The sequence below is a fragment of the Pseudomonas sp. RGM 3321 genome (assembly GCF_022836805.1).
GTDB lineage: Bacteria > Pseudomonadota > Gammaproteobacteria > Pseudomonadales > Pseudomonadaceae > Aquipseudomonas.
The window spans coordinates 101740-124932 of sequence record NZ_JALHBH010000106.1 but is presented as its reverse complement, the minus strand read 5'-3'; the positions used below and the strand labels follow the sequence as shown (position 1 = coordinate 124932).

Sequence of the window (23193 nt, the reverse complement as noted above, 5' to 3'; positions counted from 1 at the left end):
ACAAGATCCGGCAGGTGAGCATTGTCATTTAACCATTACTATCAAGAGGAACTGATGGCCCTGCGTCAGTCGGGCCGGCAGTTTTCTGATCGCAATCCGGCATTGACTTCTTTTTTGGGGCAGGCAGGTCAGGATCCCGACGTTGAACGGTTGCTTGAAGGGTTTGCTTTCCTGACGGGTCGTTTGCGTCAAAAGCTCGATGATGATCTGCCTGAGTTGACTCATTCGCTTATGCAGTTGTTATGGCCTAATTATATGCGACCGATGCCGGCAGTGAGCATGTTGCAATTCGATCCGTTGATGGCTGTAGGGCCTGGTATAAGGGTCGAGCGCGATACCCCGGTAGAAAGTGAGCCCGTGAAGGGGCAGGTCTGTCAATTTCGTACCTGTTTTCCAACCGACATTCTTCCACTGAAGTTGGCGCATGTTTCCTACTCGGCCAGCGCGGAGGCGGCGACATTGACGTTGTCTCTGGAGATGACAGGTGACGGGCACCTGGGGGCGCTGGAACTGAATAAGCTACGCCTGCACTTTTCAGGCGATCGCGCTATTAGCCAAGCGCTGTATCTTGGCCTCATGCGCAAACTGAAAAGCATTAAGTTATTACTGTTGGATGAACAACGCAAGCCGCTTCCGAATGGGGATGGCAAATCACATGAGCTGAGCATTTCTGCAGATCAAGTACAGCCAGTGGGTTTTGCGGAAGATGAGTCATTGATCCCTTATCCGCTGAACACTTTTCGCGGTTATCGCTACCTGCAAGAGTACTTTTGTTTTCCGGAAAAATTCCTTTTTTCTGATATTGGCGGTCTTCAGATCATCACATCAGTGAGCGAAGATCTATTGAAAGTTGCTCGTGGCTTTCAGCTGGTCTTTGAGATGCATGGCGAGGATATGCTGCACCTTCGGCCAAAGGTTGAACATATAAAATTATATTGCACACCCGTGGTCAACTTGTTCAAACAGGATGCACTCCCCATTTTGGCCGACGCACGGCAGGATGAGTATCTGCTGATTCCTGCGCACTACGGTCATGACAACTGCGGGGTTTACTCGGTTGATACCGTCACCGGATGGCAGCCAGGAGGCAGGGGCTATCAGAACTATGTACCCTTTGAGTCGTTCGAACATGATCCGGCCGTCGATGTGCAGAGCAACGCCCCTTATTACAGCGTGCGTCATCGTGACTCCGTAGCGCATGGAGGGCTGGATACTTACCTGAGTTTCGATACGCGTGGCGATCGAGACAACGAAACGATCTCGATTGGATTGACCTGCACCAACCATAATCTTCCACAGCAGATCAGGGCCGGCGGAATATGCAAGTCGTGCGAAGGCACTCCAGACTTCCTGCGGTTCAGAAATATTACACCAGCAACTAAAAGCTATGCGCCGCCGATTGGGCGTGACTTTCTATGGCGCGTCATTAGTAACATGTCGCTGAATTATCTGTCTCTGGCAAGTATCGAAGCGTTAAAGGTCATTATCGAGACCTATGACTTGCCGCGCTATTACGACAAGCAAGCGGAGAAGGTCAGTCAGCATTTGTTAAGTGGGCTGAAATCGATACGTCACCAGAACGTTGATCGCTTGCATGATGGCCGGCCGGTGCGAGGCATTAAAACCGAGCTGCTCATTGACCCAGGCGCGCTTGCAGACGAAGCCAGTCTGTTTCTGTTTGCGTCAGTCCTAAACGAATTCTTTGCGCTTTATGCCAGTTTGAATTCTTTCCATGAACTGCATGTAAAAACCGCTCAGGGAGGTGGTTACGAATGGACGCCACGCATGGGGCAGCAGCCGCTGCTCTGACTACGCTCAGCCAGCATATACGGGAATATTCCGTGTATCAGGCGATACCTCTGATCCTCGGGTTTTTACGTGAAGTTCACCCGGATGCCGATGATGAGCAACTGCATGCTTTTCTTGAATTAAGGGCAAATCCCAGTCTTGGATTTCCATGTAGCGACATAGAAAGTCTGGATTTTTTCCATGAGCACACTGACCTGTATGTTCGGTTGTATCTCAACGTGATGAGCCTGGTCGGGTCGGGTTCACCGCTTCCGGCTTTCTATGCCGAGCAGGCGTTGGGGGAACGGGACAAGCCTAATGCCACTCGGGATTTCCTGGATATTTTTAATCATCGCCTGCAAAAACTGATGTTGCCTGTCTGGCGCAAGTACCGCTATCACGCAGTGTTCGCCAGTGGCGCAACCGATCCTTTTTCCGAACATCTCTTTGCATTGATCGGTTTACATGGAGCGCGTATTCGCGAAACGACCGAGTTGAACTGGAAGCGGCTTTTGCCCTATCTGGGGCTCTTGAGCCTGCGTGCTCATTCTGCCGCGTTGATCGAGTCGGTGCTTCGTTACTACTTCAAGCATGCCCGGATGTTCATCGAACAATGTGTCGAGCGAACGGTTGAGATCAGTCGTGCTCAGCTCAATTGCCTCGGCAAAGCCAACAACCAGCCAGGGCGGAATATGGTGCTTGGTGTTCGTGTTCCAGATCGGAGTGGCAAGTTTCGCATTCATATAAAACAGCTTGATTGGGAGCGCTTCCACGAATTTCTACCCACCGGCCGGAGCTACTAACCGTTGGGCGCACTTGTGCGGTTCACGTTGCGCGATCCACTGGATTACGACGTTTGTCTCGAGCTTCTTAATTCGGATATCAGGGATTTGCGCATTGGCCAATCGAACACCTGCCACCTGGGTTGGACCAGTTGGCTCGGGCGCGAGCATGCCCAAGGGCTTGTGACGTTCAACAGACCGACTAATAAGGACTATTCATGATCGATGTAGACCTGCAGCAGCTCGTCAGAGCCCTTGATGCCCCTACACTCAGCGAGCTTGAGGGGGCCGCCGAACGTTGTGTTTCCAGAGGCAGTAGTAAAATTTCGGTTGAGGATCTGCTGGTTGCCCTACTGGAACGGCCTGATGGAATGCTTGCGCGTGCGCTGCTGGAGGCCGATGTTGCAGCTGACGAATTTGCAGGCTTCCTTCGCCAGCCGATCGAGCAAAGTGCAATCCGTAACCCGGTATTTTCTGCCGAGCTTGTTCAGTGGCTTCAGGACGCGCTGTTGATTTCCAATCTGGATTTGGGCGAAAGCCTCATTGACCAGGCTGCGTTGATTCTTGCCTTGCTGCGCAATCCTTTGCGCTATGCGGACCGTCCATACCAGCCATTATTGGGCAGGATCAACATTGAACGCTTTCGCGATTACGCCCTTGCCCAGCAATCACCGGACGTAGCAAAGCCAGCCCTGAGTCAACGTGAATCGCTGCTTGCACGTTTCACTCATAACCTGACGCAGCAGGCCCGAGAGGGTTTGCTGGATCCCGTACTATGTCGTGATGACTGCTTGCGCCAGATGGTCGACATACTGGCTCGTCGACGCAAGAACAATCCGATTGTGGTGGGCGAGGCGGGTGTCGGCAAAACCGCAGTTGTCGAGGGATTGGCGCTACGGATCGTTCATGGTGAAGTGCCTGATCTGTTGAAGAATGTCGAGCTACTTTCGCTGGATATGGGGTTGCTCCAGGCGGGCGCCAGTATCAAGGGTGAGTTCGAGCGTCGTTTGAAGGGGGTCATTGAGGAAGTCCAGTCTTCACCCAGGCCTGTCATTCTGTTCATTGACGAAGCCCACACACTCATCGGGGCCGGTGTTCAGGCCGGAGGGTCGGATGCGGCCAACCTGTTGAAGCCTGCGCTGGCACGCGGGGAGCTGCGGACCATTGCAGCGACAACGTGGGCCGAATACAGACAATATTTCGAAAAGGATCCGGCGCTTGCACGTCGTTTCCAACCGGTCCGCGTAATGGAACCCACGGTGGAGCAGGCCATCACCATTCTGCGTGGGCTCGCGTCGTTATATGAACGCAGTCATGGCGTCTATCTGCGCGATGACGCTGTGGTTGCCGCTGCCCGGCTTTCGGCCCGCTACCTTTCCGGGCGTCAGTTGCCGGATAAGGCAGTTGACCTGCTCGATACAGCGTGTGCTCGTGTGCGAATCGGTCTGGTTGCCGTGCCTGAACGTCTTGAGCATCTGCGAGGTGAACTTGCTCGGCAACGAAGGCATTTCGAGGCAATACAGCGTGATGCCAATGCCGGGTTGTCGGTTGATGAAAGCTTGCTGGATACGCTGGTTTCTGACCTGTCACTAATGCAGAGCGACGCAGATGCGCTTGAGTGCAGGTGGGCTGATCAACTCGCAGCCGTCAAGCGGCTCATTGATCTACGCAGTCAACTGGCCGACCGAAAAGTACAGCAGGCAGGCGAGGGTAGCGACTCTCAATACACGCACGCGCTGGAGTCCGAGCTGACTGAGGTCCGACAGGCCCTGATCGATACGCAAGTGAATGAGCGTCTGGTGAGCTTTGAAGTGTGCCCCAGACTGATCGCAGAAGTGGTGAGTGCCTGGACTGGAATTCCGGTGTCGCGATTGGCTCAGGAACACAGTGAACGGATTGACCGTTTCTCTTCAGAACTACGTTTGCGCATCAGGGGCCAGGAGCAGGCGATGCAGACCATTGAGAAATCGGTGAGGGCATCGGCTGCCGGTTTGAATAAACCCGGTGCCCCAACCGGAGTATTTCTTCTGGTAGGGCCCAGCGGGGTCGGCAAGACCGAAACAGCTATTGTTCTGGCTGACCTGCTGTATGGCGGCGAGCGTTTTCTCACGACGATCAACATGTCCGAATTTCAGGAGAAACACACCGTTTCCCGTTTGATCGGCGCACCGCCGGGCTACGTCGGTTATGGCGAGGGAGGCATGTTGACTGACGCTGTTCGACAGAAGCCTTACTCGGTGATTCTGCTTGATGAGGTGGAGAAGGCGGACCCGGATGTGCTGAATCTGTTCTATCAGATCTTCGATAAAGGCGTAGCCAACGACGGAGAGGGCCGGGAAATCAATTTTCGCAACACACTCATTCTGATGACCTCCAACCTCGGCGCCGAGGTGATCCATGCCAACTGCCACGAGAGCACGCTCCCGGATGCCAAACAGCTGGCGATGCGGCTAGAGCCAGTACTCAGCGCACATTTCAAACCGGCATTACTGGCCAGAATGCGCGTTGTGCCTTACTACCCCATCACGGGTGTAGCGCTTCGTGAACTGGTCGAACTAAAGCTGAGTCGCCTTGGAGATACACTTGAATCCCGTGGCCTCACCTTCAGCTACTCGCAGAGTATGGTTTGTCATCTACTGGAGCATTGCACACAAAGCCACAGCGGCGCCCGACTGATCGATCAGTTACTCGAGTCCTCCCTGACCCCGTTGATAGCGGACCGTTTGCTCAGCGCCATGAGCAGCGGTAAAGCCTTATGCAGGGTTCATGCGACGCTGGACAGCTCAGGCGGAATTGTCTGTGAATTCGAATAACTATGGACTTACAGGACGTAGCGCTGCCCTGGGCCGAACAACTCATCTTCTGGGCAAGATTCTCGACAGCACCTGCACTGTATTGCTTACTGGCGAGACCGGAACGGGCAAGGAGGTCGTGTCTCGTGCTATCCACGAGTACGGACCTCGCCGTTCCAACGCATTTGTTGTACAGAATTGCGCTGCGTTTCCCGAAGCTCTTCTGGAAAGCGAGCTGTTTGGCTATTGCAAGGGGGCGTTTACCGGCGCTGATCGTGATCGACCTGGCCTGTTCGATGTTGCTCATGGCGGCACGCTTTTACTCGATGAAATTGGCGATATGCCGATGCTGCTGCAAGCAAAGCTACTGCGAGTGTTACAGGAGGGCGAGATTCGGCCGCTGGGCGCCAACAAGGTTCGCAAGGTCGATGTGCGAATCATTGCCGCTACTCATCGCGATTTGCCAACGCTCATTGCAGAAGGGCGTTTTCGTGAAGACCTTTACTACCGTCTGGCACAGTTTCCCATTGAGCTTCCTCCGCTACGTCAACGCGGGGGGGATATAGAAATATTGGCCCGGCATTTTTCCGACAAGGCATGCCAGCACTCACAACGAGATCCGGTGCAATGGTCGCGGGCTGCCGTGACTGCTTTATCGGGATACGCCTTTCCGGGCAACGTTCGACAGTTGAAGGGGTTCGTCGAGCGGGCAGTGTTGTTATGCGACGACGGTGAGTTGAAACCGGAACACTTTCCCATCCCCGCAAACCCAATAAGCAATCCGACTTGCCTTTCGCTACGTGAGCGCATCGAACAGTTCGAACGCGACGTACTGCTTGAGTGTTTGCGCGATTGTAACGGTAACCGGAGTCGTGCTGCACGCACTCTCGGGGTGTCACGACGCACGCTGCTTTATCGCCTGGCGCATTTGAAGATCGGTGCTGCTCACGGACGGCCTGATTAACTGCTGAATCACCACGATTGCCTAACTCATTATCTGGGACCTTTTTCCAATGAACGTTCATTGTCGGCGCTCTGCGCCTTTTATGCTTGCTGCGGTGATTTGCCTCGGAGGGTGCACTGGCCATTTCAAGTTCAGCGATGATCAATACCGGGCTTTGGGCAGCCCGGAACCCACCAGCCGAAACGAAGTAGTAGACGAATCGAGCGTGGGGCTCTCGGACATTGCCCGCCCCCGTGTCAGCGCACTCTATGGGCGTGAGCTGTTATGAGCCGCCGTTCGGTTGTATCGCTGCCTCCATCAGGATTTACAGGGCTGAATTCAATGAGTCTTCACGTTAGCCGAGTCAAACGGTCACTGTTGTTACTGCTGTTACTCATGCTCAACGGTTGTTCAGCACTCTCACCGTATTCAACGCAAACCCGTATGGATATTCGACTGAATGCAGACAATCAGCTTAACCCTGATGTCAATGGCAGGCCCTCGCCGATTGTTCTCAAGGTCCTGGAACTCAGGCGTCCGGTGACCTTCGAGAATATGGATTTCTTTTCGCTTTACCAACGGACTGCTCAGGCACTCGGGCAAGACCTGATTGCAAGTGAAGAGTTTGAACTTCGTCCAGGCGAGCGTATTGAACTGAAGCTGCAACTGGATCACGGCAGTCGTTACATCGGTGTACTGGCTGCCTATCGAAATTTGCCGGAAACCCAATGGCGTCACGTGATCAAGGTTCACCCCAAACAGCAGAACCGAGCCGTTTTCGTACTGGGTGAATCCGGCCTTCACCGGGCAGATAGCCAGACAGGCACAGGAAATCCGACATGAACGCGCACAAGGTTATCTGGCAGGAAGGCATGTTGCTGCGGCCGCAGCACTTTCAACATAATGATCGTTACTACGACCATCAATTGCGGGTTCGCACTCAGTTGGCGGGCGCCTACAACTGGGGGTTCACAGCCCTGGAAATTGATCCGCATTTTTTGGGCTCGGGGCAGATCGTACTTGCTCAGGCCTCGGGCATCCTGCCGGACGGTAGCGTGTTCGACATACGCGACCGTAACAGCCCATTGGCGCTGGATATTCCTGCAAACACTTCAAACATGCCGGTGTACATAGCGCTGCCGACAGTGGCGGGCAATTGCATTGAGGCACGCAGCCATGAACAGGCGGAGGTGATCGCACGCTTTACAGCCTACGCAACGGATGTCCTGGATTCGAACGCCGGAGCAGACTGTTCCACTTCGGTGTTTTGCGCGCGCCCGGAATTTCGTCTGTTAGTGGGAGAGCCTCGGGGAGAGCACGCCTACACCCTGCTCAAGTTGGGTCATATTCTTATCTGCAGCCCTGACAAGGCGATAACGCTGGACACCGGTTTTTCACCTGCCTTCATCAGCGCCAGTGGTTCACGCTATTTGATGTCGTGCCTCCAGGAAGTTGTAGGTCTGCTGCAGCATCGAGGCGACATCATCGCCGAGCGCATCGGTACATACGGCCACGCGCGTGGTGCAGAGACGGGCGATTTCATGATGTTGCAACTGATCAACCGCAATGCGTTGGTACTTCAACACTATCTCGATACCCGGCAGGTGCACCCCGAAGAACTGTATCGGGCGCTGTTGTCTCTTTTTGGCGAGTTGTCGACGTTCGGCGATGAAAGCAGACGTCCTCGACTGGGGGGCAGCTATCAGCACAGTGATCAGGGCGCAACGTTCAAACGTTTAATGTTTGCCATTCGACAAATGCTGTCGATGGTTCTTGAGCAGCACGCGCAGGAGCTTGAGTTGCAGCCCAGACAGTACGGCGTTCTGGTGTCGCCTCGGGTGGATCGTGAGTTGCTGGGGGATGCCTCATTTGTCATTGCCGCTCGTGCTGATTGCGATACCGAAGAGCTGCGTGGGCGACTGCCTTCGCACCTCAAAGTGGGCTCTGTGGAAAGTATTCGCGAACTGGTGAGTCTGCACCTGCCGGGTATACGGCTCAGGCCGCTGCCTGTGGCTCCGCGGCAAATACCGTTTCACGCTGCAAAAGCCTATTTCATTCTCGATATCGATGACCGGGACCAAAGCGGAATCGATAAGTCAGGGGGATTTGCTTTCCATGTATCAGGTGAATTCCCGGGGCTTGAGTTGCAGTTCTGGGCGATCAGAAATTGAGCAGAGTGATGGATATGCAAAGCAGTCGCGAAGACCATGCCGTTACCTATGGCCGAGACAATGTCTGGCCGGGTGATGGCATGTTCACGAGTCCCCACGATGCGAATCTTTTCGAAGGTCTGCAGGAACGGTTGATCAACAACACCCGGCAGGTATCCGAAAAGCGGGTCAGTATCCATGTCAATCCGCTGGTTGCTGCTGCGAGCGAATTGCTGGCTCATGTGTCCAGGCTGTCTGCAGCCGAAGACTTTGGCGATATTGCGCTGCTGAACGTACAGCTGTCGGACCAGATCAAGCTGTTCGAGGCCGAGGGCCGGCGAAACGCTATAGAAAATGATCAACTGTTGGCTGCGCGCTACGTGCTGTGTACGGTCGTGGATGAAGCTGTGTTGAACACGCCCTGGGGCAGCAAGAGTGACTGGTCGAAGATCAGTCTGCTGAGCCGTTTTCACAAGGAGACATTTGGCGGCGAAAAATTCTTTCAACTCCTCGAAAAGCTTTCTGCCAATCCTTTCAAGCATCTGCCCATGCTCGAGCTGATGTACCTGTGTCTGGCGCTCGGGTTCGAGGGGAAATACCGCTCGCACCGCCTTAATGGCCACGAACTGGAGGACATCCGCGATAGCCTTTATCGGCAGATAAGGCATGTGAGAGGCGACGTGTCCCGAACTCTTTCACCTCGCTGGCAGGGCGCACAATCCAGGGCTTCTGAACGGCTGCGTGTCGTACCGGTATGGCTGGTCGTGCTGTTCACCGTTATCAGCCTGGCTGTGCTGTATTGCGGATTTACCTGGGTACTAGGCGAGCAGCGTGAGGTCGTACTCAAATCCTATCAGCCAGCGTATCTGACAGCGCTTGAGCTCCGATCTTGAAATGAGAAATGCAATGAAAACCGTGTTCAAAAAATTCATCGCGCTGCTCTGCAGTACCTGGGCCTGGTCGCTGCTGTTGGTGCTTGTGCTGGCTGCCTGTATCTGGATATTCGGGCCACTGCTGGCGGTGGCGGATAACAGGTTTTGGGAGAGCCCCATTGCGCGCCTCGTATCGATCAGCGTGTTGTTTCTGGTCTGGGGGCTCGGGATTGTCTTCAACAACTGGCGCATTGGCTTGCAGAAAAAGCAGGCGCAAGACAGCCATGCGGGTCAAGAACTTTTGCGTAAGTCTGTCGCCGTGGAAAAAGAGCACGTTGAGCTTGTCAGTCGTTTCAAGGATGCCCTGCGCGTGCTCAAGGATTCTGCCCTGTATGGCAAATTGGGTGCCCGGGGTCGAGTCGAGCTGCCCTGGTATGCACTGATCGGCCCGCAGGGCAGCGGCAAGACCAGCCTGCTGGATTTTTCCGGACTCGACTTTCCCCTCGACAGGGTCGGGCGCAAACTGACGCACGACACGAGCAGCACCAGCAGTTGTGGCTGGTATTTTACCGAGCAGGCTATTTTGCTGGATACATCGGGCCGCTATCTTGACCAGCCTGTGCCCGAGGTCGACGGCAGCGCCTGGATGACCCTTCTGGGGTTGTTACGGGGCCGCCACCGCGTACAGCCGCTCAGCGGTGTACTGGTGACATTGCCAGTGGACATTTTGTTTGACGAGCGTGACAAGCGTCTGGAGAAAACGGCTGAAGATGTGCGCGCGCGCCTGGACGAAGTTTTTCAGCAGCTGCACGTTGATGTACCGGTTTATCTGGTACTGACCAAGGCCGATTCGATAGCAGGTTTTGATGATTTTTTTGATCAACTGTCCCGCGAGGAAAGTGAGCAGGTTCTTGGGGGCACGTTTCAAAACGGTCAGAGTGGCACTGATAGCGGTGTTCTCGTTCAGGAGTTTGAAACGTTGCTGCAACGGCTTGGCAGCCAGGTCATCACCCGCATTCATCAGGAACGAGACAGCCAGCGCCGCGGCAAAATGCTTGAATTCCCCAACTTGCTTGGAGGTATCGCACACAGACTGGGTGTTTTTGTCGAACTCGCGTTCTCCGGAAATCGCTATCAGCGCGCCAGCCAACTTCGTGGGTTCTACCTGACCCGTGCGCCGCAACTTGCTCAGAGCTCGCAAACAGCTGACGGGGAGGGTGGTAGCGGATTACAGGTTACACAACCTGGAAAAGCACGGTTCATTCACGATCTGTTGCGACATGTGATTTTCCCTGAGTCCGATCTCGCTGTGCTCAACAAGGAAGCACGCGGAAAGATTCTTTGGCGTCAGAGGGCGGTGTATTGCGCTGCGCTATTGTTTTTGTCTGGGTTTGGTGTGCTATGGGCGACCGGTTTCAGTGCTAACCACGACCGGCTGGAACGGCTTCGTATTCTGGGTGAGCAGTGGGCGCAACAACGTTCATCGCTCACCGCCGAGGATGATCTACTGACAGTCCTTGATAGCCTGAACACCCTTTATCAGGCCGCTCAAGTCTTCCCGGACCGCAGTGATGTCACTCTGTATGAGCGCAACGGTCTTTATCAGGGCGAGCCTGCAAATGATGTGCTTTTGCGCGCCTATCATGCCCAGTTGCAGGGCCAGTTGCTGCCACGAGTGGCGCGGATGTTTGAAGCCCGCATAATGGCCAGCCTGCAGGATCGCGAGCAGTTACTGGATAACTTGCGCGCTTATCTGATGCTGGTTCAGCGTGAACACCGGATACCTTCTGCGCTGAAGGAGCGGGTGGCGACCGACTGGTCAATTCGTTTTGTCGGGCATGCACAGGCTCAGCACGAACTGAATCAGCATTTTGAGCGTTTGCTCGAACAGCCTTTTGCCTATCCGCCAAACGAGGAGTTAGTGGCGCAGGCTCGGCAGGTGCTGCGTAACGAATCCTTCGCCAACGTGGTTTATCGGGTATTGCGTGAAAAAGCGCGTGTACTTCCGTACTACAGCCTTGGCCACCACACCGGTCCTCAGGCAAAGCAATTGGCCGGTACTGACTATCGGATTCCCGGACTCTATACCCGCCAGGGCTACGAGCAGTATTTCGTTACCCGTGGTACAGCCGTGGTGACTGAAATAATGCGTGACAACTGGGTCCTGGGTGAAAGTGGACAGTACAACGCACATCAGCTGCGAGCATTGATGGTCGAACTGGAAAAATTGTACTTTCGTGATTACGCCGATCATTGGGCCGAAGCGATCGGTCGGGTTTCACTGCAGCCCTTTGAAGGAGCCAGCCAGGCTGCCGTGCAACTGGCCGGGCTGACGGCAGCGCATTCGCCTTTGCTGCAGTTGCTCGTCGAGGTGCGTGACAACACACTTTTCCCGGTCCTTGCAGACAGTCTCGGTGCTATGAAAGCCGAGGCTGAAAAGATTGCACCGGGCCCTGTGGCGCTCACCCAGGTTGCTGCGATTGGTGAGACGTTGCAGCAGACGGTGACCGATAGCCTGCCCACAACGGCGAAGCAATCATTGCAGCGTCGCTTCGATCCTTTGCACCGCTTGCTGGATGAAGAAAATGGTCCTGCCGCCGATCTGATTACAGCATTGAACGCCATCAATGAATTGCAGATGCAAATGGCCGCATTGGGCCGTTCTGGTCAGCCTGAACTGGCGGCCTACGAGATGGCAAAGGGACGAATGTCCGGGCAGCGAGACGCCTTGAGCAATCTGCGCAATGCCGCGACTGTGTTACCCCAGCCTCTGGGCGGCTGGTTGAACGCGTTGGCTGAGGATACCTGGAGCTTTGTGCTGTATCAGTCCCACCATTACCTCAACCAACGCTACAAGGCAGAGCTTTACAGTTTCTATGAACAGTCTCTCGCCAAACGCTATCCGTTCCATGCGCACAGCAGCAGTGATGTGGCGCTTAATGATTTTCGCGAGTTCTTCGGCGCGCAGGGCATAGCCGAGCGCTTCTTCGATAGCTACCTGAAGCCCTTCGTCAGTGGCGATCCTGGCCGTTATCGACTGCGCACGATTGACGGCTACAGTCTGCCGATGAGTCGTGCCTATCTGGATCAGATGGCGGGTGTTTATAAAATCCGCAGTAGCTTCTTTGCTCACCGAACGCAGGAACCGCAAGTGCAATTCACTCTTGAACCTCACACCCTCGACCCTGCTGTACGCCGCGCCGAGTTCCGCTTGGGTGATCAGTCACTTGAGTATCGTCACGGCCCCATCGTACCGATGCTATTCAGGTGGCCCGCTGATACTGAGGATGGACGTACAAGTCTGGTGATGGAAGGCATGGTCGGCCGGCCGCTGGGCATCGAAAAGAATAGCGGTCCATGGTCGTTGTTCCGCCTCTTTGACCTGATGCAGACCGAGCCCCTGAAGGGCCGTGATGTTCTTGTGCTCAAGGCCGATGTCGGTGGCATGCGTGCGAACTATCTGTTGTCGAGCCAGCGTGCGCCAAATCCGTTCGATATGAGTGTATTACGTGATTTTCGTATGCCTGCTCAGCTTTGATGACATCCGAACGGGAACTTGACCTGTCAGTCAACCAACTGCACCAGCCTCGGCTCCATCGAATCCGCGCCCATCTCAAGCAACGCCAGCGTCACCGGCAACTTGAAACGCCGCCGCCCGGCGCTGCCCGGGTTCAGGTACAGCGTGTCGCCGCGCCAATCGATAAGGGGTTTATGTGAATGGCCGGTGACGACCAGTTTCACGCTGTCATCCAGCAGCGCCGGAACGTCAGCGATGTCGTGGACCAGCAGGGTTTGCCAGCCTTCGATGTCGACGCGCAGGTGGTCGGCTATGTTTTTTGCCCACTCGGCGTCCACATCGTTGTTGCCGCGCACGATATGCAGCGGGGCGATGGCGCTGAGTTGCTCGACGATGTCCTGGCTGCCGATGTCACCGGCATGGATGATGGCTTCGCAGCCCTCAAGCGCCGCAACGGCTTCAGGACGAAGCAGTCCATGGGTATCGGAAATCACGCCAACTTTCATCAGGGGCCTCGGGTCAGGGGCAGGGTAGGGAGGCAGTGTAACCCTTTGAGTTCGAATGGTTGATGAGGGACCGTGGCGTGCGACGCTCAGGAAGTATCTGCGCGTCGCATCCTCAAGAACGTGTCAGGCCTGATCAACCTTGATCACCACCTTGCCAAACGCGCCTCTGGCCAAGTGCTCGTATGCCTCGCGAGCGTGCTCGAACGGGTAGACGTGATCGATTACCGGACGAATCTTGTGCTCGTTGAGAAAGGCGTTCATCCGGTCAAACGACGAGCGAGGTGCTACGGCGATACCGCGAAAGGTGGTCTGGCGGAAGATCATCGGCATCAGATTCAGAGCCGAAGTCTGGCCGGTCAGAAAACCGATCTGCGCGATGCGCCCGCCCGCTTTGGTGGCCGCAACCGACTGATTGATGCCGTCGCCACCGGCTACGTCCAGCAACAGGTCCACACCCTTGCCGCCGGTGAGTTTCACTACTTCGTCTGCCCATTCGGGGTGGGTTCGATAGTTCACTCCAGCGACAGCGCCCAGCTTCTTCACCGCTTGCAGATTTTCGTCCTTACTGGAAGTCGCGATGACCTTGGCACCCAAGGCTGTCGCGATCTGCACAGCGAAGATCGATACGCCGCCTGAGCCTTGTACAAGGACAGTTTGCCCGGCTTCTATCTGACCGAAGTCGACCAGTGCGTACCAGGCCGTCAGTGCGGCAATCGGCAATGTGGCGGCTTCTTCATCCGACATGGCATCCGGTGCACGTACGGCACTGTCTTCATGGATGATCATGTATTCAGCCAGGCCGCCCGGCAAAGGTGAGCCGAAGCAGTAATCCGGCTCGTCCGGGCCTGGCGGGCCGTCGATCCAGCGCGAGTAGAGGTGCGAGTTCACGCGCTCGCCTACTGCAAAGCGACTGACGCCTTCGCCTACCGCCACGACAGTACCGGCTGCATCGCTGACCGGAATCAATGGTTTGGGTACGCGATGCGGCTCGTAGATGCCGTCGACGATGGCCTTGTCGCGAAAGTTGAGGGATACCGCACCGACTTTCACCAGCAGTTCACCTGCTTTGGGAACCGGCGTTTCAGCTTCTCCGAGCACCAGATTGTCGAGCCCTAAGTCTTTTAACAGCCACGCTTTCATTCAATGTCTCCAGCAATCATGTGTGGGCTCACAGGGGCGTATGCCTTGTGGGCGCTGGAGTCATTGTTGGTAAAACGCTGGTGCAGATAAATGAGCGCAAATCGACAGGATTGTTATCCTGTCAGGCAACAATGGCTCGGTATATGTTCTGGGGGATTCGTCGGTGGACCTTTTACAGTCAATGCAGGTGTTCGCGAAACTTGCCGAGCTGGGCAGTTTTACCAAAGTGGCGGAGGCCACGCAGATAGGGCGTCCCCATGTGACCCGGATCATTCAGGATCTTGAAGCGTCGCTGGATGTCCGGCTGTTCCAACGTACCACCCGCAGCGTAAAACTCACTGCGGAAGGTCAGCGTTTTTACGAGCGCGTGAAGAACAATCTGGCTGATATTGCCGAAACTACTTCCATGTTCGACCGAAACGGCTCGACCCTGAGGGGGCGGCTTCGGATTGATATCCCGGCAGCGTTCAGCCAGCGTAGTTTCATGGAGAGCCTGAAAGGCTTTACCCAGGCATTCCCCGACATCGAGCTGGCACTGGGAGTAACGGACCGCACGGTGGACCTGGTCGCAGAGGGCATCGACTGCGCACTGCGCATCGGCAAGCTGCCCGATTCAAGTCTGGTGGTACGGGAAATTGGCAAGGCCACGATGGTCACCTGCGCCGCGCCGTCCTATCTGCAAGTCTTCGGCACGCCGGAAACGCTGGACGAGCTGGCAGGTCATTGTGGGGTCAGCTTTCTGTCTGGTCAGAGCAACCGGCCGTTACCCTGGCATTTCTCGTTGAATGGCGACGACTTTCCTGTTCCGCCGTGTGGCGGCATTACTGTCAACGAGTCCAACGCCTATGTGCAGTGCGGCCTTGCAGGGTTCGGTATTCTTCAGGCTCCGGGCATTACCGTTGAGTCGTATCTGGCCAGCGGGGAGCTGGTCGAAGTGCTTGAAGCGTTTCGCCCGTTGCCGCGTCCGGTTTCTGTGCTGTACCCGAGCCGTACACACCTTGCGCCTCAGGTGCAGGCATTCGTCGCCTGGCTGAAAGAGCATTTTCCGAAACTTCATCCTCGTTGGTTTGAAGTGCGCTAAATACGTGTAGCAGAGTAGAGAAGCGCCTCCTTGCAAAGGCGCTCTTGGCCAAGCGGGATTAATTACGCTCAAGCGCCAAAACCAGCCGCTCCAGCCCGATGCCAAATCCGGCACCTTCTCTATAGGCTCCGCCGCCTCCCACCTGTTGCTGTGCGCCCAAGCGTGAGCAGCGTACCTCAAAGCCGTTGCCGTTCAGGTAGTAACTCAGGCCGCGTTTGACAGCGGTATTGAGTTCATAGTCCAGACCCAGCGAGTCCAGAAAGCCTGTGCAGATGGCCTGACTGCGTTGCAAGGCTTGCTGCGGTGAAGGACCGAGAATTTCCAGCCCCAACTGGGTGAACTCGCGGTAGCGTCCGGCTTGCGGTCGCTCGTAGCGATAACAACGCGCGACGTAGAAAAACAGTACTTCGCGTCGCCCGTTGAGTAGGGCTTCACTGCGCTCCTGAAACAGGGCCGTTGCTTCCGGGATCAGGCAACAGGCGCGTCCGGCCTTGTCGTTGAACGCCCACATCTGGTTGATGATCTCGCTGCCGCCGGCTTTTTCGATAAAAGTGTCCTGACCCCATAACGCGGGGACTATCGCTTCCTCAGCGCCCGCTTCGATGAAGATAGCTCCGGAAGCGGCTTTCTGTTTCACGCAGGGTTGCGGCTTCTGTTCCGGTCACGATGCGGGTTCCGCGTAGCATGGTCATGGTGGTGATCTCCGTTGTTTTCCAGGTATTTGGTTTGCAGGCAGGTAATAGACAGGCAACAAAAAAGGCGCCGTGGGCGCCTTGGTCTGTTTCACTGATGGGTCAGAACGTGGGTCTATGTCTGGCCAATCGATGAACAAAAGCAACCGCGGCACCTGAGGTGGGGCCGTGAGGGTGATGTCGGTTACTGTCAGGAAATGGATTCATGGCTGATCCTTGCATGCTTTCAGCTATCGCTCAAGCAGTAGCTTCGGGGGCACGGCTCACCTCAGCCGCGCCATGCTCAATGCATCGACGAATACGCCATCGCGCACGGCGTAGTTGCGCAGGCGTCCTTCCTGTTCAAAACCGTACTTGCGATAAAGGCCTTGTGCTGCCTCATTGTCGGCAAACACGGTTAGTTCTACCCGGTGCAGGTTCATCCAGTTGTCTGCGATGTCCAGCGCCGCCGCCAGCAGTTTCGAGCCGATGCCCTTGCCCTGCCAGGCAGACGCTACGCCCATGCCTATAGCGCCGACATGGCTTTGTCGGCTGCGCGAGTATTGTTCCAGGCCAAGGCTGCCGATCACTTCGCCGCCACTGAGCGCGACCAGCTTCACATGTCGCTCTGTGCTGGCTGCCAGGCGTTTGCGCCACACTTCGATGGATTGATAAGGCATTTGCAGCACCTGACGACAGACTGCAGGCTCGCTGTAGAGCGCAGTGACGCCTTCAAGGTGGGTTTCGGCCATGCGCTGAATGAAGATTTGCGGGGCAGGGGCGTGCACGTTGATTCATTCCTTGAACGGTCAGTGGCTGGCCAGTGTAAGGCGCAGGCAGGGTATGGGGCCAGTCTGCTCAATAAGGTGTTGCGCAGATTTTTCCATAAGTGTACCGTTGTGTTCACTTATGAAGAGGGTCGCATCATGTTAACCACTTCGGTCGTTCAGCTGTCCCAGGAGCCCATCAAGCCAGGTATTGGCACGCGTATTTTCAACAGCAAGCAGGAGCTGCTGTCGGGTCAATTCGCCGGGGAAATCCGGGAACTGCTGGAGCAGCGAGGTGTGCTGGTGTTTCCGCAGATTGATTTTTCCGATGCAGAGCAGATCGCTTTCACCCGCACGCTGGGCACTTTCTGTCCGGAAGCCAGTGATGGCCAGAACATCACCAAGATCAGCCTTGATGTCAAAGAGAACCCGGCAGGTGCTGAGTTTCTCAAGGGCTCGCTCTACTGGCATATCGACGGTACGAGCAGCGATTCGCCCATTCTGGCGTCGTTGCTGTCTTGCAAGGTGCCTGCCAGTTGGGGAGGCAACACCGGTTTCTGTAATACCTATGCGGCTTACGAAGCGTTATCGAGCGCTGATAAACAACGTTACGAAAGCTTACGAGTAATTCACGCACCATGGGCATCGTTACTCTATTACAATCCCGAGCCTGGCCTTGCGATGCTCAAGGCCATGCAGGCTATCGGCGAGAAGGAGTTGCCGCTGGTCTGGAGGCACCGGTCCGGTCGCAAGTCGCTGATTCTGGGATGCACTGCGCAGCAGGTCGTTGGCGTCAGCCTGGCGCAAAGCGCGCAGATTCTGGTCGGCCTTCGCGAGTGGGCCACAGCCGAGGCGTTCAGTTATAGCCATGCGTGGCAGGCAGGTGATCTGGTGATATGGGACAACACCGGCACCATGCACCGTGCGGAAGCTTACGACCCCGCTTGCGGGCGAATGATGCACCGCACCAAGTTGCAGGGCGAAGAGCCTTTCGAGTGATCTGCCGGGCGCGACAAACGGGTGACGCCGTGGCTGTTATATCGAGTTGCTCATTGTGAGCTGAATCGTTTTGCCGGATTGGAGAAACGAGAATGTGCAGACCTAAAGAGCCCATTGCGGGCGTATTTCTACTGTTGGTCCTGGCTGCCGGAGGCTGGGTGGCTCAGGAGCCATTTCCTCATTTCGGGATTGATCTGCCTGCCGAGGCGTTGTTGGACGGCGAGCGCCCGGTCAAACCTGTGTCGCCCCGACACCGAACGCAATTTGATGAAAGCCAGTTCAGCAGCGCCATGCTTGAGCTAGTGCCCATGTATGCGACCGTAGAGTAAACCTAGGCTCTGTACGTAAAGTGGCTGCGCTCGGTGATGCTGCGTTAAAAACAGGCTCGGAATGCTCATTTACAACACGTAGACTCCGCTTCCTCGCCTGTTTTTGCCTTGCCTGACCTTCGCTCGCCGACTTTTCGTACAAAACCTAAGGCTGTGTACGAAAAGTCGGCCAGCGCGGCCACTTTTTGTACAGAGCCTGCTTGAAGCGCTCAGGTAGCCCGTTTGCCCAGCAACTTCAGGCGTTTCAGCCAGCCATCTTTCTTGCCGGTCTTCCGGACCTGAACGATTTCCGGCATGTCGCGCAACTTCACCCAGATATCCCCGCGCCATTGCAGCGTACTCAGGGTCGTGCCCTGCCACTGCATTTGGCAGTGAGTGGGGCCGTCGTTATTGATATCAAAGGCGCGGGCGCTCAGTGCGGGCAGCACGTCTTGTGTCAGCCAGCGTCGCAGGGCGCGGTTTTCCGGGATGTAATGGTGAATCAACAGGGCGAATACCGCAGACTCGCTGATCAGCAGGCATTTTTGCCATTCGCCGTGGGTCAGCAACCATGCGGTGCGACGTTGATCGGCGTCGAGCTTGCGGGTGTTGCGCTCGTCCAGACGCTTGCCCATCAGGCGGGCGATATCTTCCAGCGGGAACCAGGCTTCTGCGTGCATGACGACGGCGCGCAACATGCGACGGTGGCGTAGGAAGAGGGTGGGTTCGTGGTTTTCGGTGCAGGGAAGAAGGGGGAATGGGAGATCCATTGATTAAACGCTCCATAGCGAACATAGAGCCCCAATCACGTCGCTAAACGAGAAGGTGGCAGCTGTGCGAAGGTTAGCGAACCGGTCTCTAATCTTTCGCACACCGGCAGACCCGAAGGTCTCCGACGCACAGCCGCCATAACGCGCTGTTCATGTTGAGCATGAAACGCGATGTCGAGAATAGAGATTCGGATCGCTAAATCCGGCCGCTGATTTTGCAGCGACGGCGCACCTTAAATCCTCGATACAGCCCGCGCAAGCGACTGAAGTCTTCTCGGAAACTTCACACAAAGTGAAGAGAATTTTCAGTCGAGCGGCTTCATCAATTCCTGCAAAATCAACGCCTTGTCCGCATGAAACGTGTTTTCACCCGCACCAAGCGGCAGCCACGATCATTCTGTTTCGCTGATGTTGGCGAAGAAAATACAGCCGATCAACCTGGCAAACAGGATCAGTGTTTCTGCCAGATCGGGGTCGTCAAACAACGTCACGTTTGAGTCCAGCGCGCATAGCGCGCCGTACAACTGACCGTCCGGAAGGTAGATCGGCACGCCTGCATAACTCTCGATGGCGTAGCGCTTTACCACCGGCAGGTTCGCGTACCGACCGTTTTTGCTGACCTGCGGTACGAACAACGCTTCGGGGTTGACGCAAAATTCACTGCAGAGCGTTGTCTCCAGGTCGAACACGTCCCCATCGTCAATACCCAGGTCAGTCGGGTCGTATACAGAACAGGCGATCCAGTGCGCGTCGGTGAACTTCGCGATACCGGCAAAGCGCATGCCTGTCAGTCGGGTGACCAGCCTTAAAACGTTGGTTGTTGCCTCGATTTCGGCAATTGCAGAGCGTTCCTCTGTGGTCAAGCCGCCTTTAGAAGCTGTCAGCTCCAGACTCATGCAATTCTCCGAAATGCGCGATGTGTAGGTAAAGCAGCCCATGCTAACCGACTCGCATGAAAGGCCACAAAAGTTATTAGAAGCGTCGCGGTTTATTTTTGAGCATGAATATTGACGTCAACTTTTAAAGTTTGAGGCTGCCCTGCCGACAACCATGGCTTGTATCAATGGCAAGGACGAGCCTCTTATAACCCCACGATGACCAGATAAGAGCAATTTACGGTGAACACTATGTTGAGCAATATTTCTGTCAGGTCCAAGCTTGTGCTCGGGTTTGCTTTGGTCATTGTGCTGACCGTGCTGATTGCACTCACAGGCTGGTCGGGGATCAGTTCGTTGAGCGAACGAAGCGAGAGGATTGCCGATATTGGCAAGCTGAGCACGCTGACCCGTGATGTCCGTATAGCCCGCCTGGCTTATACGCTCAACTACGATGCCGAGCGCACCAGCAACTGGCTGAAAGCTATCGATAGTCTTGAAAATCATGTGAAGTATGCGCAGAAGGTTTTCGACTCTCCGCTCAACACCCCTCTGGTAAATGCTTCTGCTGAAGGGATGAAGGATTATCGTGTCCACTACGACAATCTGATGCAGGCCACTGCCGCCCGCGAGGCGACCCGTTCAGTGTTTGGCCAGTACGCTGATGCAGCCGCCGACGATTTGCAAAAGCTGAACACCATTGCCCGATCCGATGACGGCAGCGCCTCGCAGCGCGACGACATTATTCAGGCGATGACGCTGTTTCAGAAAATGCGCTTCGACTTGCGTGGTTACACCTATTCCCTGAAAACCGAGAATCGGGCACCAGCGGAAGCGTCGATGAACACGGTTATTAATTTTGTTAAAAATCTGAAAGGCTTCGACGGCCAGGCAGCTACGATCAAACACCTTGTGGACGCTCTGCTCGGCTATCAGAACACGTTGAATCAGTTCACAGCGGCGCAGGAAAAGATCGATCAGGCACAGGCAGGTATCACTAAAACTATCGCCATTCTGTTTGATTCCGCCGACAAGCTGTCGGCGAATCAGGTCAACCTGAGAATAGAAGACGTGGGCGAGGCCAAGACTCTTCTGTCTGTCTGGCTGATTGCGGCCTTGATCATGAGCGCCTTGGCGGCCTGGGTGATCACTCGTCTGATCGTCGGCCCGTTGCTGGATACACTGAAGCTGGCGGAGCGTGTGGCGGATGGCGATTTGACGTACAACCAGCCGGTCACGCGCAAGGATGAACTGGGCTTGTTGCAAGGCAGCATGCTGCGCATGACCAGCAACCTGCGCGAGCTGATTGGCGGCCTGCGCGATGGCGTGACACAAATCGCCAGCGCTGCCGAACAGCTTTCGGCCGTCACAGAGCAGACCAGTGCCGGGGTGAACAGCCAGAAGAGCGAAACGGATCAGGTTGCCACTGCAATGCACGAAATGTCTGCGACTGTTCAGGAGGTCGCGCGCAACGCAGAGCAGGCTTCCTATGCGGCGGTTAATGCTTCGAAGGAAGCCCGCGATGGCGAAGGTGTGGTTTCCAAGGCGGTTGCCCAGATCGAGAAGCTCTCGACTGAAGTCAAACACTCCAAATCTGCAATGGACGAGCTCAAGAGCGAAAGCAACAAGATTGGCGGCGTGCTGGACGTGATCAAGGCGGTTGCCGAGCAGACCAATCTGTTGGCGCTCAATGCGGCCATTGAAGCGGCGCGTGCAGGTGAAGCCGGACGAGGCTTCGCGGTGGTGGCTGACGAAGTAAGAAGCCTGGCCCAGCGCACGCAGACATCGACGGAAGAAATCGCCGCGTTGATCAGCGGCCTGCACAGCCGTACATCACAGGTGGCTACGATCCTCGACAACAGCCAGGCCCTGACTGAAAACAGTGTCGAGCTGACACGCAATGCTGGCGTTTCCATCAATAACATGACTCAGGCGATCTCGACCATCGAGACGATGAATCACCAGATTGCCGCTGCCGCCGAAGAGCAGAGTGCGGTTGCCGAAGAGATCAACCGCAGCGTTCTGAACGTTCGCGACATTTCCGAGCAAACGGCGTCCGCCAGTGAGGAGACCGCGGCATCCAGCGTCGAGCTGGCGCGCCTGGGTGTGTATCTGCAGAGCATGGTCAGCCGCTTCAAGGTCTGACTGTCAGCCCCGACAAACTCCGGTGCGGTCAGCAATGCCACGCACCGGAGTCGGTTCGATGATAGTTGGGCGGTAAGTGCTTACCGCCCCCAGAGCTCCATCGCGTACTCCACAAAACTTCTCAATTTAGGCAGCCGATAACGATCCTGCACATACAGCAGTTTCATCGGTCGTCTGGGCAAGTGATAGCCCGGCAGCAGCGCAACCAGCCGGCCCTCCTGCAAGTCTCGCTGAACCAGCGCATCCGGCAGCATCACTATGCCCATTCCAGCGCACGCCGCCTGATAAATAGCGGGAGAGGTGTTGGCAACCAGCGAGCCGCCCACATCCACCAGCACTTCGCCTTCAGGGCCGGTCATGCGCCATTGGGTGCCAGCCGTACGCCATTCGTCTCCTGCCGGGTAGGAGAACGCTAAACAATTGTGCGCACCAAGATCCTCGGGATGCACAGGTGTTCCATGACGGGCCAGATAATTCGGCGCAGCGCATATGGTCAGGGTGTAGTCCTGCATGGGGCGCGCAATCAGTGGCAAGGATTCCGGGATGTTTCCCAACCGTATGGCGATATCGAAACCATGGTCGATCATGTCCAGACGCTGGTTGGTCAGTACCAGATCAAGTTTGACCTCGGGACAGCGCAGCGAGAACCCGGCAAGGGCCGGGGCCAGCACTTCCGAGCCGAACGTCGGCGGTGCAGTGATGCGCAGCGTACCGCTGGGATCGCCCTGGGCCTGCTCGGCCAGTTGTTCGGACTCGGCCACCAGCCCCAGTACTTCCAGGCAACGCTCGTAATACGCGGTGCCGAATTCCGTCAAGCGCTGGCGGCGCGTGGTGCGCTGCAACAGGCTGACGCCCAGTCGCTGTTCCAGTGCGCGCAGGTGGTTGCCAACCATCGTGGTAGAAATCGAACACGCCTGCGCCGCCGCCGTCAGGCTGCCTTCCTCGACCACCTTTACGTACACACGCATCGCCTGAAACAAATCCATTATCAAGCCCTGCTTTAAAATTATTGAAGTATTTCGCTGTTTATCCATAAAGGGTGGTTAACGATACTGCAAAAACCGAAACATACCCAAGGAGCCTCACG

Annotated in this window: 17 protein-coding genes and 2 pseudogenes; 12 read left to right on the top strand and 7 right to left on the bottom strand. The window is 55.8% G+C overall.

From position 1 onward, the window contains the following. Positions 1-21 precede the first annotated feature (21 nt). The 8 genes and pseudogenes from tssF (at position 22) to tssM (ending at position 12865) form a co-directional block, all read left to right on the top strand. Positions 22-1809 carry a type VI secretion system baseplate subunit TssF gene (tssF, locus tag RGM3321_RS12010; RefSeq protein ID WP_244393223.1) on the top strand — a complete coding sequence of 596 codons (1788 nt, stop codon included), beginning with the start codon at positions 22-24 and terminating at the stop codon, positions 1807-1809. Next, a pseudogene (tssG, locus tag RGM3321_RS12005) lies at positions 1773-2792 on the top strand (type VI secretion system baseplate subunit TssG). The gene tssF and the pseudogene tssG overlap by 37 nt, the downstream one beginning before the upstream one ends. Then, the gene (gene tssH / locus RGM3321_RS12000; RefSeq protein ID WP_244393222.1) at positions 2789-5383 is read left to right on the top strand and encodes a type VI secretion system ATPase TssH; all 2595 of its coding nucleotides are present in this window, start codon (positions 2789-2791) and stop codon (positions 5381-5383) included. Before tssG ends, tssH begins: the two are co-directional and overlap by 4 nt. A gap of 1 nt (position 5384) precedes the next feature. After that, a pseudogene (locus tag RGM3321_RS11995) lies at positions 5385-6326 on the top strand (sigma-54 dependent transcriptional regulator); the annotation flags it as partial. A 321-nt stretch (positions 6327-6647) separates the two neighbouring features. Further along, entirely contained in the window at positions 6648-7148 is a 501-nt protein-coding gene (gene tssJ / locus RGM3321_RS11990; RefSeq protein WP_244393236.1) for a type VI secretion system lipoprotein TssJ, read from the top strand. Beyond that, positions 7145-8476: a type VI secretion system baseplate subunit TssK gene (tssK, locus tag RGM3321_RS11985; protein ID WP_244393221.1), complete on the top strand. Its 1332-nt coding sequence runs from the start codon at positions 7145-7147 to the stop codon at positions 8474-8476. Before tssJ ends, tssK begins: the two co-directional genes overlap by 4 nt. A gap of 8 nt (positions 8477-8484) precedes the next feature. Then, positions 8485-9348 carry a type IVB secretion system protein IcmH/DotU gene (icmH, locus tag RGM3321_RS11980; protein WP_244393220.1) on the top strand — a complete coding sequence of 288 codons (864 nt, stop codon included), beginning with the start codon at positions 8485-8487 and terminating at the stop codon, positions 9346-9348. Between the two features lie 13 nt (positions 9349-9361). Continuing rightward, entirely contained in the window at positions 9362-12865 is a 3504-nt protein-coding gene (gene tssM / locus RGM3321_RS11975) for a type VI secretion system membrane subunit TssM (protein WP_244393219.1), read from the top strand. A gap of 26 nt (positions 12866-12891) precedes the next feature. Here the strand turns inward: tssM and RGM3321_RS11970 are convergent, their stop codons facing one another. Together RGM3321_RS11970 and RGM3321_RS11965 are read right to left on the bottom strand one after the other, a co-directional pair. After that, entirely contained in the window at positions 12892-13350 is a 459-nt protein-coding gene (locus RGM3321_RS11970; RefSeq protein ID WP_244393218.1) for a metallophosphoesterase family protein, read from the bottom strand. Between the two features lie 123 nt (positions 13351-13473). Next, on the bottom strand, positions 13474-14490 hold the full coding sequence (locus RGM3321_RS11965) for an NAD(P)-dependent alcohol dehydrogenase (protein ID WP_244393217.1): 1017 nt from the start codon (positions 14488-14490) through the stop codon (positions 13474-13476). A 181-nt stretch (positions 14491-14671) separates the two neighbouring features. Here RGM3321_RS11965 and RGM3321_RS11960 point away from each other — a divergent pair, with 181 nt between their 5' ends. Beyond that, the gene (locus tag RGM3321_RS11960) at positions 14672-15571 is read left to right on the top strand and encodes a LysR family transcriptional regulator (RefSeq protein WP_244393235.1); all 900 of its coding nucleotides are present in this window, start codon (positions 14672-14674) and stop codon (positions 15569-15571) included. 58 nt (positions 15572-15629) lie between these two features. On the opposite strand, the gene RGM3321_RS11955 is transcribed toward RGM3321_RS11960, so the two are convergent. Both RGM3321_RS11955 and RGM3321_RS11950 read right to left on the bottom strand, forming a co-directional pair. After that, positions 15630-16208, bottom strand: coding sequence for an ATP phosphoribosyltransferase regulatory subunit (locus tag RGM3321_RS11955; RefSeq protein ID WP_244393216.1), 579 nt, complete (start codon positions 16206-16208; stop codon positions 15630-15632). Between the two features lie 318 nt (positions 16209-16526). Beyond that, positions 16527-17030, bottom strand: coding sequence for a GNAT family N-acetyltransferase (locus tag RGM3321_RS11950; RefSeq protein WP_244393215.1), 504 nt, complete (start codon positions 17028-17030; stop codon positions 16527-16529). A gap of 138 nt (positions 17031-17168) precedes the next feature. On the opposite strand from RGM3321_RS11950, the gene RGM3321_RS11945 reads away from it, so the two are divergent. Both RGM3321_RS11945 and RGM3321_RS11940 read left to right on the top strand, forming a co-directional pair. Next, positions 17169-18008, top strand: a complete 840-nt coding sequence (locus tag RGM3321_RS11945) for a TauD/TfdA family dioxygenase (RefSeq protein WP_244393214.1) — start codon at positions 17169-17171, stop codon at positions 18006-18008. Positions 18009-18100: 92 nt separating this feature from the next. Further along, positions 18101-18337 carry a hypothetical protein gene (locus RGM3321_RS11940; RefSeq protein ID WP_004661480.1) on the top strand — a complete coding sequence of 79 codons (237 nt, stop codon included), beginning with the start codon at positions 18101-18103 and terminating at the stop codon, positions 18335-18337. A 209-nt stretch (positions 18338-18546) separates the two neighbouring features. Here RGM3321_RS11940 and RGM3321_RS11935 read toward each other — a convergent pair whose 3' ends face one another. Together RGM3321_RS11935 and RGM3321_RS11930 are read right to left on the bottom strand one after the other, a co-directional pair. Further along, positions 18547-19086 (bottom strand): Bro-N domain-containing protein, encoded by a 540-nt coding sequence (locus RGM3321_RS11935; RefSeq protein WP_244393213.1) that lies wholly within the window; start codon positions 19084-19086, stop codon positions 18547-18549. A gap of 392 nt (positions 19087-19478) precedes the next feature. Beyond that, positions 19479-19982 (bottom strand): GAF domain-containing protein, encoded by a 504-nt coding sequence (locus tag RGM3321_RS11930; RefSeq protein ID WP_244393212.1) that lies wholly within the window; start codon positions 19980-19982, stop codon positions 19479-19481. 231 nt (positions 19983-20213) lie between these two features. On the opposite strand from RGM3321_RS11930, the gene RGM3321_RS11925 reads away from it, so the two are divergent. Continuing rightward, the gene (locus tag RGM3321_RS11925; protein ID WP_244393211.1) at positions 20214-22106 is read left to right on the top strand and encodes a methyl-accepting chemotaxis protein; all 1893 of its coding nucleotides are present in this window, start codon (positions 20214-20216) and stop codon (positions 22104-22106) included. A gap of 80 nt (positions 22107-22186) precedes the next feature. On the opposite strand, the gene RGM3321_RS11920 is transcribed toward RGM3321_RS11925, so the two are convergent. Further along, entirely contained in the window at positions 22187-23092 is a 906-nt protein-coding gene (locus RGM3321_RS11920) for a LysR family transcriptional regulator (RefSeq protein ID WP_244393210.1), read from the bottom strand. Positions 23093-23193 lie beyond the last annotated feature (101 nt).